Origin of the sequence: Muricoccus harenae (genome assembly GCF_009848505.1) — a bacterium.
Classification (GTDB): domain Bacteria; phylum Pseudomonadota; class Alphaproteobacteria; order Acetobacterales; family Acetobacteraceae; genus Roseomonas; species Roseomonas harenae.
Window position 1 is genome coordinate 19,995 of the sequence record NZ_WWDL01000004.1, and the last position, 14,064, is coordinate 34,058.

Annotated in this window: 10 protein-coding genes; 9 read left to right on the forward strand and 1 reads right to left on the reverse strand. The window is 69.0% G+C overall.

The window, feature by feature from the left end; genetic code table 11:
- The first annotated feature begins 328 nt into the window (after positions 1-328).
- The 6 genes from GSE44_RS04580 (at position 329) to GSE44_RS04605 (ending at position 7,563) form a co-directional block, all read left to right on the forward strand.
- The gene (locus tag GSE44_RS04580; protein WP_159347619.1) at positions 329-1,516 is read left to right on the forward strand and encodes a 2-methylaconitate cis-trans isomerase PrpF family protein; all 1,188 of its coding nucleotides are present in this window, start codon (positions 329-331) and stop codon (positions 1,514-1,516) included.
- Positions 1,517-1,539: 23 nt separating this feature from the next.
- Positions 1,540-3,549, forward strand: a complete 2,010-nt coding sequence (locus GSE44_RS04585; RefSeq protein WP_159347620.1) for an oxidoreductase — start codon at positions 1,540-1,542, stop codon at positions 3,547-3,549.
- Positions 3,549-4,355, forward strand: coding sequence for an N-acyl homoserine lactonase family protein (locus tag GSE44_RS04590; protein ID WP_235924557.1), 807 nt, complete (start codon positions 3,549-3,551; stop codon positions 4,353-4,355). Before GSE44_RS04585 ends, GSE44_RS04590 begins: the two co-directional genes overlap by 1 nt.
- 27 nt (positions 4,356-4,382) lie before the next feature.
- Positions 4,383-5,783, forward strand: coding sequence for an MmgE/PrpD family protein (locus GSE44_RS04595; RefSeq protein WP_159347621.1), 1,401 nt, complete (start codon positions 4,383-4,385; stop codon positions 5,781-5,783).
- A 70-nt stretch (positions 5,784-5,853) separates the two neighbouring features.
- Positions 5,854-6,885 (forward strand): Bug family tripartite tricarboxylate transporter substrate binding protein, encoded by a 1,032-nt coding sequence (locus tag GSE44_RS04600; protein WP_159347622.1) that lies wholly within the window; start codon positions 5,854-5,856, stop codon positions 6,883-6,885.
- Positions 6,886-6,963: 78 nt separating this feature from the next.
- Positions 6,964-7,563: a TetR/AcrR family transcriptional regulator gene (locus tag GSE44_RS04605; RefSeq protein ID WP_159347623.1), complete on the forward strand. Its 600-nt coding sequence runs from the start codon at positions 6,964-6,966 to the stop codon at positions 7,561-7,563.
- Between the two features lie 48 nt (positions 7,564-7,611).
- Here GSE44_RS04605 and GSE44_RS04610 read toward each other — a convergent pair whose 3' ends face one another.
- Entirely contained in the window at positions 7,612-8,499 is an 888-nt protein-coding gene (locus GSE44_RS04610) for a LysR family transcriptional regulator (protein WP_159347624.1), read from the reverse strand.
- A 125-nt stretch (positions 8,500-8,624) separates the two neighbouring features.
- On the opposite strand from GSE44_RS04610, the gene GSE44_RS04615 reads away from it, so the two are divergent.
- The 3 genes from GSE44_RS04615 to GSE44_RS04625 are packed head-to-tail and all read left to right on the forward strand — an operon-like array spanning position 8,625 to position 14,008.
- Positions 8,625-10,667 carry a hydantoinase/oxoprolinase family protein gene (locus tag GSE44_RS04615; protein ID WP_159347625.1) on the forward strand — a complete coding sequence of 681 codons (2,043 nt, stop codon included), beginning with the start codon at positions 8,625-8,627 and terminating at the stop codon, positions 10,665-10,667.
- Between the two features lie 6 nt (positions 10,668-10,673).
- The gene (locus tag GSE44_RS04620; protein ID WP_159347626.1) at positions 10,674-12,674 is read left to right on the forward strand and encodes a hydantoinase B/oxoprolinase family protein; all 2,001 of its coding nucleotides are present in this window, start codon (positions 10,674-10,676) and stop codon (positions 12,672-12,674) included.
- The gene (locus GSE44_RS04625) at positions 12,671-14,008 is read left to right on the forward strand and encodes an NAD(P)/FAD-dependent oxidoreductase (RefSeq protein WP_159347627.1); all 1,338 of its coding nucleotides are present in this window, start codon (positions 12,671-12,673) and stop codon (positions 14,006-14,008) included. Before GSE44_RS04620 ends, GSE44_RS04625 begins: the two co-directional genes overlap by 4 nt.
- Positions 14,009-14,064 lie beyond the last annotated feature (56 nt).

A 14,064-nucleotide genomic window follows, 5' to 3' on the forward strand; every position in this document is an offset into this window, starting at 1 on the left:
ATGCCGGGCCGCTGCCAGTCCTGATACCTGCACTTGCGTGACGTGTTGACCGGAGCTGGATCTTCCGCGGCCATGAACTTTCGTCACCCCAAGCACATCATCTGAGAGCCTTCATCCGCGCCCGGCCACGCGGTCGTGAAGCGTGTGGCCGCGCATGCCGTACAGGCAGGCCGCGGGGTTCGGCACAGCAGGGCGCGTGGCATTTCCTGCATCTTCGGGGAAATTGCGGCTAACAGGCCTTCTGCAGATTCCCCTTGAAACGCTACGTAGCGTATGAATAATGCCCGCAGAGCCGGGGTGAACCCGGCATGGCTGCGGGAGGAACGGCATGGCCCGGCAAACGCGATGCGTGATGATGCGTGGCGGCACCAGCAAGGCCGTCTTCCTGAAGGAAGCCGACCTGCCGGCCGATCCGGCCGCACGCGACGCCCTCATTCTCGGCATCTTCGGCTCGCCCGATAAGCGGCAGATCGACGGGCTGGGCGGCGCTGATCCATTGACGAGCAAGCTGGCCGTCATCGGCCCGCCGCGCGCCGAGATCCCCGAGGCGGCGGGAACCCATCTCACCTACACCTTCGGTCAGGTGGAGATCGACGAGCCGGCGATCGACTATCTGAGCCTCTGCGGCAATATCAGCTCGGCCGTCGGCGCCTTCGCGGTGCGCGAGGGCATGGTGGAGCCGCGCTCGCCCGTCACGACCGTGCTGGCCTGGAACACCAATCTGCGGCGGGTGCTGCGGATCGAGGTGCCGGTCGAGAACGGACAGCCTGTCGAGGAGGGGGACTTCGCCGTTCCCGGCGTGCCCGGCACCGGCGCGCGGATCCTGGTGGATTTCGCCGATACGGCCGGCGGCGCGACCGGCGCGCTGCTTCCCACCGGCCAAGTCGTGGACCGGCTGGAGGTGGAGGGCGTCGGCAGCATCGAGGCGAGCCTGGTCGATATCGGCAATCCGCATGTCTTCATCCGCGCGGCCGATATCGGCCTGACGGGCACGGAGATGCCTGCGGAGATCGACGGGCGGGCCGATCTGCTTGACCGGCTGGAACGCATCCGTGGTGCGGCGGCGCACCGCCTCGGACTTGCGTCCTCGCCCGTGGCCGCGCGCGCGGAGACGCCGGCGGTGCCGATCCTCGGCATGGTCGCGGCGCCGGCCGCTTATCGCGACTTCCTGCATGGCACCGAAGTGCCCGCCGGTGAGATGGACGTGCTGGCGCGGCTGATGTTCATGCAGCGCACCCACAAGACCTATGCGGGCACGAGCACCGTCTGCACGGGCGTCGCGAGCCGCATTCCCGGCACGCTGGTGCATGAGGCCGCGCGGCCCGTGCCTTTCGAGCAGATCGAATGCCGCATCGGCCATCCCGCCGGCGTCATCGTCACGGAAGTCATGGTGGCCGGTGGCAATGGGCCGGAGTTTCGCGTGCAGCGCGCGACCCTTGGGCGCACCGCTAGGCGGATCATGGAAGGCTATGTCTTCACGCCCGAGCGCGGCGAGCTGGCGCAGGCGGCGGAATGAGCGGCGTGGCGGGAGGCGGGCCGATGCTCATCGCGCAGCCGGGCATGATGGGGCCGCTGGCCCTTCGCAACCGGATCATCATGGGCCCGATGGGCACCAATTACGGGACCGGCGACGGTTTCTCCACCGAGCGCGACAAGCTCTACTACGCCGAGCGTGCGCTGGGTGGCGCGGCGATGATCATCACCGAGGCGATGGTTGTCTCGCCGAACGCGCGGAACCACCGCAATTCGCTCTGCATCCATCATGACCGATTCATCCCCGGCCTGGCGGCGGTGGTGGGTGCCATTCACGACGGCGGCGCCCTGGCGGTCGCACAGCTGAACCATCGCGGCGGGCTGCTGCGCCGCTCGGTGCTCGGCATGGAGCCGGTGGGACCGTCCGACGGCATCAATCCGGCGACCGGCGAGCCGGTGCGCGGCCTGTCCGTGGGCGAGATCCGCGCGATCCAGGAGGAATTCCTCACCTCCGCGCGCCGGGCCTGGAAGGCGGGCTATGACGCCGTCGAGCTGCATGCGGCAAATGGCTACCTGTTCCAGCAGTTCTTCACCGCGCGCATCAACCGCCGCACCGATGCCTATGGCGGTTCCATCGAGAACCGCATGCGCCTGCTGCTCGAGACGGTGCAGCTCATCCGCTCGGAGATTCCATCGATTCCGCTCATGGTCCGCATTAGCGCGACCGAATATGTCGAGGGCGGCTACAGCGAGGCGGAGGCCGTCACGCTCGCGCTGGCGCTGGAGAAGGCGGGGGTGATCGCCATCGATCTCTCCGGTGGCTCGAATGAGAGCCCGGCCCTGTCGCGCTACTGCATCCAGCCTCCATCTTTCCCCCGGCGCTTCCTGGAGCCCTATGCGCGGCCCATTACCGAGGCATTGGGCATTCCGGTCATCATGGCCGGCCGCATCATCGACCCAGAGGATGCGGAGGGCGTGCTGCAGGCGGGCAGCGCGCAATATGTGGCGGTGTGCCGCGCGCTGGTCGCGGACCCGTACTGGACGCGCAAGGCCTTCGGCGAGATCGCGACGCCGATCAAGAAGTGCATCTCCTGCAATGTCTGCTACGAGCGGCTGACGCTGGAGCAGGATGTCGCCTGCGTCGCCAATCCGCTGGTCGGCACGGAATTCGAGCGGCTGGACTTGGCGGAGCCGCAACTCGCCGATCCGGTGGCGGTGGACAAGCGCCGTCGCGTGCTGGTGCTCGGCGCCGGCGTCGCAGGCGTCGAAGCCGCGCGGGTCGCCGCCGCGCGCGGCCATGCGGTGGAGATCTGGGAAAAGGCGGACCAACCGGGCGGCCAGATGCCCCTGGCGACGGCCGGGCCGGACAAGGCGGATGTCGGCGGCATCTGGAGCTATCGCTGGCCGCAGGTGGCGGCGCTGGGCGTTCCCGTACGCTTCGGGATGGAGGCGACGGTGGCCCGCATCCGGGACTTCGCGCCGGATCTGGCGATCATCGCCACCGGATCGCGGGCGCGGCGCCTGCCGATGCTGGATTCGGCGCCATGCCCGACGCTGCATGCCTGGGACGCAATTCTCGATCCTTCGCGCGTCGCGGAGGGCGCCGCGGTCACGGTCATCGGTGGCGGGCTGGTCGGGCTGGAGACGGCGGATCTGCTGGTGGAGAAGCGCGGCTGCCGCGTGACCGTGATCGAGGGGCTGCCGACCCTGGCCACCGGCATGGCGCGCAACAACCGCTTCGACCTGCTGGAGCGGCTGGAACGCGCCGGGATGCGGAGCATGACCGGCACGCTCGTGGAAGGCTTCGAGGATGGGCTGCTGGTGCTGCGGAATGGTGAGCGGCGCTGGACGATGGCGCCGGGCGACCTGATCGTCCATGCCGTCGGCCCTGTGCCGAACCGGGACGTGGTGCCCGTGCTGGGGGAAGCCGGCGTCGACTACGTGCTTGTGGGCGACTGCAACCGGCCGAGCGACTTCCTCGATGGCATCCGCGATGCCTGGATGACGGCGCTCGCGGTTGAGCGGCATCCCAGGGCCCATGCGCGCGCCGCGGCGCCCGATCTGGCGGTGCCGTGATGCCCATGGAGAGGGATGACGTCTACGAGCTTTTCGCCATCCGCTATGCGATGCGCGATGCGAAGCGGCGGGACCACTTCATCGGCGGCGATCCGCATGACGCGCCCATGCCGATGGACTACTTCGTCTGGGCAGCGGTGGGGGCGGGGCGCAGCTTCGTCATCGACACGGGCTTCACCGCCGAGACCTCGGCCAAGCGCGGGCGGACCTTCCTGCGCTGCCCTGTGGAGAGCCTTTCGCTGGTCGGTGTCGATGCGGCGACGGTGCAGGAGGTGGTGCTCACCCATCTGCATTACGACCATGTTGGCAACTTCCACCGTTTCCCGGCGGCGCGCTTCCATCTCCAGGAGCCGGAGATGCACTACGCCACGGGCCGTTACATGCGCTTCCCGCGCCTGTCGCATTCCTTCGAGGTGGAGGATGTCTGCGGCATGGTGCGGCTGAACTATGCCGGTCGCGTGGACTTCCATGACGGTGACGCGATGATCGCCCCCGGTGTCTCGCTGCACCGCATGGGCGGGCATTCGGCCGGGTTGCAATGCGTGCGGGTGAACACCCGGCGCGGGCCGGTGGTGCTCGCCTCCGACGTCACGCATTTCTACGAGAACATGGAGAAGGGGCGGCCCTTCCCGACGGCCTTCCATGTCGGGGAGATGCTGGAGGGCTTCGAGGCGCTGCGGAAGCTCGCGCCTTCGCCGAAGCACATCGTGCCGGGCCACGACCCGGAGGTGATGCGCCGCTATCCCGCCGTCTCGTCGGAACTGGAAGGCATCGCCGTCCGGCTCGATGCCGAGCCGAACGCCTGAACCGAACTGCATCCTGGAGGAAACATCATGACCGAACCCGCCGCCGTCACGCTTGCCAGGCATTTCTCGTCCCTCACCATCGACCGCATTCCCGCGAAGCACCTGGCGGATGCGAGGGCGCTGATCGCGGACTGGTTCGGCGTGGCGCTTGCGGGCTCGCGGGCTGGAAGCGGCGCCATCGCGCGACGTTTCGCGGTGGAGACCGGCGGGCGGGAGGAGGCGAGCCTGGTGAATGGCGGTGGTGCCCGCGTTCCGGCCGTGCATGCGGCTTTCGCCAATGCCATCGCGTCGCACAGCGTCGAGCTTGACGACGTGGACATCCTCGCGCTGTTCCACTTCAGCCCGCCCGTGGTGGCGGCCGCGCTTGCAGCGGCCGAGCGCGCGGGCTCCAGCGGCGCGGAGCTGCTGACGGCGGTGGTGGCGGGCTGCGAGGCCATGGCGCGGCTGAGCGATGCCACCAACCCGTCGCTGCGCGACCGCGGCTACCACACCACCCCCGCGGTGGGCGTCTTCGGCGCGGCGGTGGCGGCCGGGCTGCTGTTCCGCCTGGATGAGGAGGCGATGACCTCCGCGCTGGGCCTAGCGGGGGCGCAGGCCTCGGGGCTCATGGAAATGTATGGGCCGTCCATGCAGAAGCGTTTCAATCCGGGGCCGGCGGCGCGCAATGGCGTCACCTCCGCGGTGATGGCGCAGCTCGGCTTCACCGGGGCGGCGACGATCCTCGATGGGCAGCGCGGCTTCTGCCGGGCCTTCAGCGACCAGTTCGACCCGGCGGCGCTCACCCGCGGGCTGGGCACGGAATTCCCGATCTTCATCGAGTACAAGGCCTATGCCTGCGCGCGGCCGATTCATAACGGCATCGACTGCGCGATCGACATCCGTCGGCAAATGGGCGCCGCGCGCGTGGATGGCATCCGCCGCATTACCATCCGCCGCCACCCGGCCTGGGCGCATTACCACCAGATCCCGCGCCCCGCGACGCATCACGAGGCGCAGGTCAGCCTGAACTACTCGGTGGCCGTGGCGCTGCGCGAGGGCGCCGCCCTGCTGCCGCAATACACCGACGAGAAGGTACACGAGCCGGGAATCCTGCGGCTGTCCGAAATGGTCACCGTGGTGCCGGATGACAGCCTGCCACGCGGCGTGTCCTGCCACATGACGGTGGAGGCGGAGGACGGCGCGATCTTCACCTCGCAGGTGGATCATCCCAGGGGTTCCATCGCCAATCCGATGACACCCGCCGAGGCCGCCGCGAAGACGCATCTTCTGGCCGATCCGGTGATCGGCGCCGCCTCCGTCGACCGGCTGCTGGAGCAGATCGCGCGCGTGGAATCGCTGCCTCGGGCGGCGGAGCTGATGGCGCTGGCGCAAGGCGCCCCGGCCGGTGCCCGCAAGCCGGAGGATGCTCACCTCGAGCACGCTTCCTGACGATCCGGCGGGGCCATGCCCCGCCACCGCCGGGGCCCATGAAGAAACAAGAAGCAAGGGAGAGCAACGGATGACCAGCGAAGCCTTCAACCCATCCCGGCGGGGCCGTGGCGGGATCCAGCGTCGTGGCCTGCTGCTTGGTGCGCTGGCGACGCCGGCGTTGATCGGCTCAGCCTGGGGTCAGGCCTTCCCGTCGCGGCCGATCCGCCTGGTCGTGCCCTTCACGCCCGGCGGGGCGGCCGACATCACGGCGCGGCTCGTGGGCGAGCGCATGGGGACGATCCTCGGGCAGCCAGTGGTGATCGACAACCGGCCCGGCGCCGGCGGCAACATTGCGGGGGAGCTGGTCGCCCGCTCGGCGCCGGATGGCTACACGCTGTTCCTCGGCGGCGCGACGATCTTCGGGGCCAACAAGTATCTCTATGGTGGGCGGCTGGCCTTCGACCCGATCAAGGACTTCACCCATCTCAGCCGCGTGTCGATCGGCACCACCGTGCTGGTCGTGAACGCCAACGAGCCATGGCGGAACTTCGCCGAACTGATCTCCGCGGCGAAGGAGAAGCCGGGCGGCATCGTGATGGCCTCCTCCGGCCAGGGCACCATCAGCCATCTGTCCCTCGCCAAGCTCATGCAGGCGGCCGGGGTGCAGATCACGCATGTGCCGTATCGCGGCCTGACGCCGGGGCTGAACGACCTTCTGGCGGGCACGGTGAACATGATGTTCGACGGCATTCCCGCCCTTATCCCGCATGTGCGTGAGGGCAGGCTGCGCGCGCTCGCGGTCGGCAGCGCGAAGCGGGTGGATTACGTGCCGGGGCTGGAGGCGGTGCCCGGCATGGCCGAGCTGCTTCCCGGTTCGGACATGGACATGGAGTTCTGGTATTCGATTGATGGCCCTGCCGGGCTCAGCCCGGAGATCGCCGGCAAGCTGCATGCTGCGACCGTGAAAGCGGCAGAACAGCCGGATTACAGGGAGCGGCTGCAGCCGCTCGGATTCATGCCGATCACCGACGCCTCACCCGCCGCCTTCACCTCCTATATCGCGGAGCAGGAGGGGGTCTGGCGGGAGCTGGTGCGGGTTTCGGGCGCGCGGTTGGAATAGCCGGCGCTGCTCCACGAGGGCTGCCTTGATTCCCGGCGCCCGTTCCGCAAGAAAGAACTGGATGCCGGGAGCAACGTGATGACGATAGAGGATGGGGCACCGGCCGCCACGCTTCGCCGCGGCCGCCCGCGCAGCGAGGAGGCGCGGGAGAAGATCCTGGCCGCCACGGCGGAGCTGCTCGCGGAAGGCGGTTTCCAGAGCGTCACGATGGAGGCCGTGGCCGCACGGGCTGGCGTGGCGAAGACGACCCTCTACCGCTGGTGGCCCAACCGGGCGGCCCTGGCCCTGGCCTGCGTCTCGGCGCGGATGACGCCGATCGCCGACGAAACCCGCACCGGCAGCTACCAGGAACGCTTCAAGCGGCAGCTCAAGGCCACTATCCGGCTGCTGAACAGCCCCCAGGGCCATGCCATCACCGCACTGATCGGCGCGAAGCAGACCGACCCGCTGCTGGCCCAGGCCTATTCGGACCAGATCGCGCGCCCAAGGCGCGCGCAGACCCGGATGATGCTCCAGCAGGCGATTCAGGCGGGCGAGATCGCGGAGGGCACCGATCCGGACATCTTCCTCGATGCGATCTATGGTCCGCTTTATTACCGCAAGGTCGTGTCGGGCGAGCCGGTGACGGATGCCTTCATCGACCGCATCGTGGATGCGGCCTTCACCGCCTTCTCCTAGGCCAGGGGCTCGCAGAGCCGCCGGCGCGGCGTGCCGGCTGCGGCCGTGTCAGCCCACCAGTTCCTCAAGGTCGGTCGTCAGCGCCTGAGCGAAGGCGTTGACGAGCTGGGGCACCGTTCTCGTCTCCTGCGTCATCAGGCTCACCGGCAGCATGATGGCGGGTGCGAGGGGACGCCAGCCGAGGCCGGGCAGGCCAAGCTGCGTGGTGAGCCCGTCCAGGATCGCGACGCCCGCTCCGGCACGCACATGGCAGGCGGCCGAGATGCTCATCGTCACCTGCAGGGCCACCTCGCGCTTCAGGCCGGCCGCGGCGAAGGCCTGGTCGAGGACCTGGCCGAAATAGGTCTCCGGGCCAAAGGAGACGAGCGGGTAGGGGGCGAGATCGGCGGGGGTCACGACGCGGCGGCGCAGCAGCGCATGGCCTTCCGGTGCGATGACGATCATGCGCGGCCCGGGCAGGCTCCGCACCGCCAGTCCTGGGATGGGCACCGGGGAGAGGCATAGGCCGAGATCGACATGCCCCGATAGCACGGCCTCCGCCGTCTCCCGTGCCGGCAGCAGGTGGGAGGAGACGCGGACCAGCGGGTGGCTGCGCTGGAACCGCGCCACGGCGCGCGGGAGCAGGCCGTTGGAGAGGGAGGAGGACGCGGCCACGCGCACCAGGCCGGCGCCGCCCGTGCGCACCTCGCCCGTCAGCCGCGCGAAGGCGGCGATGTCGCCCACGATCCGCTCGGCATCCGGCAACAGCCGCTCCGCCTCCGAGGTCGGAAGCAGCCGGCCCTTGACGGTGCGGAACAGGCGGAAGCCGACCTGCCGCTCCGCCAGCCGGAGCGCCTTGCTCACGGCCGGCTGGGAAATGCCGAGGAATCCCGCGGCGCCGGTGACGCTGCGCATCCGCATGACGGCGTGGAAGATCTCGAGCTGACGGGCGTTCATCCTCGCCTTGCTATAACCGGTGGATATGACCTTGCCACAAGTTTGGTGTGGATCGCGAGGCCGGTGCGCCCATAATCCGGCAGGTAACGCCCCTGGGGGCGGCACCGGATGGGATGCTAGGCGGCATGGGCTTTCGCGTCGGCGTGGATATCGGCGGTACCTTCATCGACTTCTGTCTCTGGAACGAGGACACGGCGGAGCTGCACAGCCTGAAGGTGCTGACCACGCCAGCCACCCCGGGCGCGGAGTTGCTGCGGGGCCTTGAGATCCTGGAGGAGCGGCACGGGGCGGCGCCGGCACAGATCACCAGCTTCGTCCATGGGACCACCGTCGGGATCAACACGGTCATCCAGCGCAAGGGCGCGCGGCTGGCCATGCTGGCGACAAGCGGCTTCGAGGATGTGGTGGAGCTGGCGCGGCTGCGGATGCCGGAGGCCTACAGCCTGTTCTCCCGCCGCGGCGCACCGCTGGTCTCGCGTGACTGCGTCTTCGGCGTTATCGGGCGCATCCTTTCGGATGGATCCGTCGAGGCGCCGCTGGACGAGGCGTCCGTGGTCCGCGCCGCGGGGGCCGCACGCGCCAAGGGCGTGGAGGGCATCGTCGTCTCGCTGCTGAACTCCTATCGCAATCCCGAGCATGAGGCGCGGGCGGTGGAGATCCTGCGGCGCGAGGCGCCGGAGCTTTTCGTCTTCCGCTCCACCGAGGTCTGGCCCGTCATCCGCGAGTACGAGCGGACAACGACGGCCCTCATCAACGGCTATGTGCACCCGAAGGTGCGCGACTACCTGGACAACCTCATCGGCGGGCTGAAGGCTCGCGGCGTGCCGGCGGAGCCGCTGATCACCAAGTCCAATGGTGGCGTCATGTCGGCGGCTCTGGGCAAGCGGAACTGCGTGAGCATGGTACTGTCCGGCACCGCATCCGGCGTGATCGGCGCGGCCTTCCTGGCGCGGCAGGCGCATCAGGATCGAGTCATCACCCTCGATATCGGCGGTACCAGCGCGGATGTGGCGCTGATCGTGGATGGGCAGCCGCAATTCGGCCTGGGCGAGAAGATCGGCGACCTGCCGCTCTATATCCCCACGGTCTCGGTCACCTCCATCGGCGATGGCGGCGGCTCCATCGCCTGGGTGGATGATTTCGGCGTGCTGAAGGTGGGGCCCGAGAGCGCGGGTTCCGATCCTGGTCCCGCCTGCTACGGGCGCGGCGGCACGCGGCCGACCATCACCGATGCCTTCACCGCCTGCGGCTTCCTCGGGCAGCATGAGCTCGCCTATGGCGCGCTGCGCCCCGATCCGGCATTGGCGAAGGCGGCCATCGACAGCGTGGCGAAGCCCATGGGGCTTTCGACCGAGGCGGCGGCGGAGGCGATCATCCGCATCGCCATCTCGGGCATGTTCGTCGAGGTGAACAAGCTCGTCGCGCGTTCCGGCGTCGATCCGCGCGACTTCACCCTGCTGACCTTCGGCGGCGCAGGCCCGATGCTGGGCTGCTTCCTGGCGCGGGAGCTGGGGGTGAGGCGAGTGATGGTACCGGCGCGGCCGGGGGTGGTCAGCGCGCTTGGCGGGCTGGTCGCCGATATCCGCAACGACTTCATCCGCACGCTGTTCGCGACCGCCGAGCCCGCGGATGGCCCGCTCATCGCGCGCGAGGCGGCGGCGCTGGAGAAGCAGGGGCTGGCCTGGCTGCGCGAGGAGCAGCGCTTCGACGGCGAGGCGAAATCCAGCTGGTACGCCGACATGCGCTATCACGGCCAGTCCTTCGAGATCGAGGTGCCGCTGCCTGATGACGCGGTGCGCAAGGGCGACACCACCGCCATCGCCGAGGCCTTCCATGCCGCGCATGAAGCTATCTACGACTTCTGCGACTGCGATTCCCTGGCGCAGATCGTCAATCTGCGGCTGGTGATGGCCGGCAGTCCGCCGCGCCCGGCCATGCTGCCCCCGCCACGCGCGGAGGGGAATCTCGTGCCGGAGCAGATGCTGCACGTCTTTTTCGACGGCGGCTGGCACGATGTGCCGCTCTATCGCCGTGCGGCGCTTGCCGTCGGCCAGCGCTTCGCCGGCCCCTGCGTGGTGGCGCAGGACGACAGCACTGCCTGCATTCCGCCCGGCTTCGATGCGACCGTGGACGAGATGGGCAACATCATCCTGGACCTTGCGGAGTAGCGCGCCGTGGCAATCGACAAGGTTACTCTCCAGATCCTGGCCAATCACTGCCGCGCGACGGCGGAGAACATGGCCTACACGCTATACCGCACGGCGCATTCCACCTTCGTGAAGGAGACCGAGGACTTCACCATCCAGGTGCTGGATGCCGAGGGCCACACGGTGGGCGTGCCGATGGACCTTGGCGCCACCTGGTATCCAGGCCTGGATTACGGCCGGGCCATGGCGCTGATCCCGGAATACCGGCCGGGCGACATCGCCTTCACCAACGATCCCTATTCGGGCTTCCTCTCCACCCATGTGCCGGACCTGCATATGTGGAAGCCGGTCTTCCATGAGGGGAAGCTCGTCTGCTTCGTGGCGGGGCACATCCACAACACCGACATGGGCGGCGCCGTGCCGGCCAGCCTCTCCCGCGCGTTGACGGAGGTGCATCAGGAGGGGATTCGGTTCCAACCCTCCCTGCTCTACCGCGACGGCGTGCTGAACCAGCAGCTGCTGGATGTGATGCTGCTGAACGTGCGCAAGCCGGAGCAGAATCTGGGTGACCTGAAGGCCTTCATCGGCGCGCTCAACACCGGCGAGCGCAAGGTGCGCGAGATGATCGCGCGCTTCGGCGCGGACACGCTGATGGAAGGCCTGTCCGATCTGCAGGATTATGCCGAACACCAGGCGCGGGAAATCCTGCGCTCCATCCCCGATGGCGAGTATTTCTTCTCCGACTATGCCGATGAGGACGGGCCGGACGGATATCCCGCGCGGCTGGCGGTGACGATGCGCATCCGGGGCGATTCCGCCATCCTGGACTTCACCGGCAGCGACCCGCAGCTCACCTCCTCGCTCAACGTGCCGACGGGCGGCAACCCGCGCCACACGCTGATGATGGTGGGCGTGTACTATGTGCTGTTCACGCTGAACCCGAATCTCGTGCTGAACTTCGGGCTGACGCGGCCCTTCACCTGCATCCTGCCGGAAGGCACGGTGGTGAACCCCTCGCCGCCGGCGGCGGTGGGGATGCGCTCGCTGACCTGTGCGCGGCTGCGCAGCCTGGTCTTCGGCGTGTTTGGCCTGGCCATGCCGGAGCGGATGCCGGCGGCGCCCGCGGGTTCCTCCTCCATCGTCAATGTCATGACCCATGACGACCGCACGGGGGATGCAATGATCGCGGCTATCAACCCGGTGGTGGGTGGTGGTGGCGGCATGCCGCATGGGGACGGCACGGACGGCTCGGGTGCCGATGCCGCCTATCTCAAGAACACGCCGATCGAGATCACCGAGGCGGAGGTGCCGATCCGCTTTCGCCATTACGGCCTTGCCTCCGGCTCCGGCGGGCCGGGGCGCTGGCGGGGCGGGCTGGCGACGAAGATGGAGTTCGAGGCCTTCACCCCAAACACCCGCATCACGGCCCGCAACCGGGACCGCTGCCGCTTCCGGGCCTGGGGCATCCTGGGTGGTGGGCCGGGCGAGCCCTCGCGCATGGTGCTCAACCCGGGGCGGCCGGATGAGCGGGTGCTGAACAATGTGGATACCTTCAGCGCCAATCCGGGCGATGTGATCTCCATCACCTCGCCGGGCGGTGGCGGGCGCGGCGATCCGCTGGAGCGCGAGCCCGCGCGGGTGCTGCGCGACGTGGTCTGCAGCTATGTTTCCCCGGAATCCGCCGAGGCCGATTATGGCGTCGTGATCCGGGATGGCGCGGTGGACGAGGCGGCGACCGAGGCGTTGCGCGCGAGCCGCCGCGGCAATGCGCCGGTTGGACATTTCCGCTTCGGGGCCGAGCGCGAGGCCTTTGAGCGCGTCTGGGACCGCGATGCTTATGATGCGATGACTGGGATCCTCGCGGACCTGCCGATCCATTGGCGCTTCTTCGTCAAGCGGCGGCTGATGGAGACGGTGAAGGGCGAGGGTGGTGGCGGCGCGGCGGTGCGTGCGGCCTGGGCGCGGTTGACCGAGACGCTGCCGCAGCTCCGCGCCCTTCGCCCCGAGCGGCGCATGGCCGCAGAATGAGCGCCGTGGCGGATTCCGGTATCTACGCCGAGGACTTCCGCACCACCCCCTGGTGGTGGGAAGGCTTCACCCCACCCGAGGATCCGCCGGCCGAGTTGCCGCGTTCCGTTGACGTGCTGGTGGTCGGGGCGGGCTATGCCGGCATCCATTGCGCGCTGACCCTGGCGGAGCATGGGCGTGACGTGCTGGTGCTGGATGCGCAGCGCCTCGGCTGGGGCGCCAGCAGCCGCTCCGGCGGGCAGGTCACGGGCGGGGCCAATGTTGGCAAGACGCCGGGTGGCGGCAACACGGTGGCGCGCAGCGGCGCCGCGGCGCGACGCCAGGCACTGCTGCGTGATGCGGCGGCGGCCATGCGGCATCTCGAGGCGACGATCGAGCGCCATCAGATCCGTTGCGGCTGGCGCCTTTCTGGGCGCCTTACTGCGCTGTGGACGGCGGCGCATCGCAAGAGCTGGGAATCCCGGCTCGATGACCTCAACCGCTATGCCGAGGCTGAGGCGCGGATGATCCCGCGCGAGGCGATGGCGGATGAGGTTGGCTCCGATTTCTATGCGGGTGGCGTGCTGCTGAGGCGCGGCGGACATCTGCAGCCCGCGCAGCTCTATGGCGGGCTGCTGGAGGCGGCGCGGCGTGCCGGGGCCCGCGCCCATGGCATGACGCCCGTGGAGGCGATCGAACGCGTGGCGGGCGGCTGGCAGGCGCGCACGCCGCGCGGCACGGTGCGCGCGGAGCAGGTGGTGATCGCGACCAATGGCTATACCGGTGGGCTCGTCCCGGCGCTGCGCCGCCGCGCCTTGCCCGTGACGACGCATATGATCGCGACGGAAGCGCTGCCGGAGGGGCTGGCCCGCCGGATCATGCCGCGCGACCGCGCCGTTTCCGAAACACGGCGCGTGGTGAACCACTACCGCCTCTCGCCAGATGGCACGCGCCTGCTGTTCGGCGGTCGCGCTCGCTTCTTCCCGGCGGAGGAGCGGGTGACGGCCGCCATTCTGCACCGGTTGATGGTGGAGCGCTTCCCGGATCTGGCGGGGGTGCGCATCACCAACAGCTGGGGCGGCCGTGTCGCCGTTTCCTTCGACTACCTCCCGCATATCGGCGAGCAGGACGGCATCCACTACGCGATGGGCTGCAACGGCAGCGGCGTGGTGATGATGAACTGGCTGGGCCATGGCATTGCCCGCAAGATTCTCGAGCGGAGGGCGGAGCCGGTGAATGCCTTCGACACGGGCGGTGCGCCGACACATCCTCTCTACCATGGTGTGCCGTGGTTCGTTCCCGTCGTAGGCACTTACTACCAGCTGCGGGACTGGGCGGACCGGCGCCAGGGCTGACCGGCGGGAACGACACGACCAAGGCCGCAAGGCCCAAGAAGACGTCAGCGCGGCTA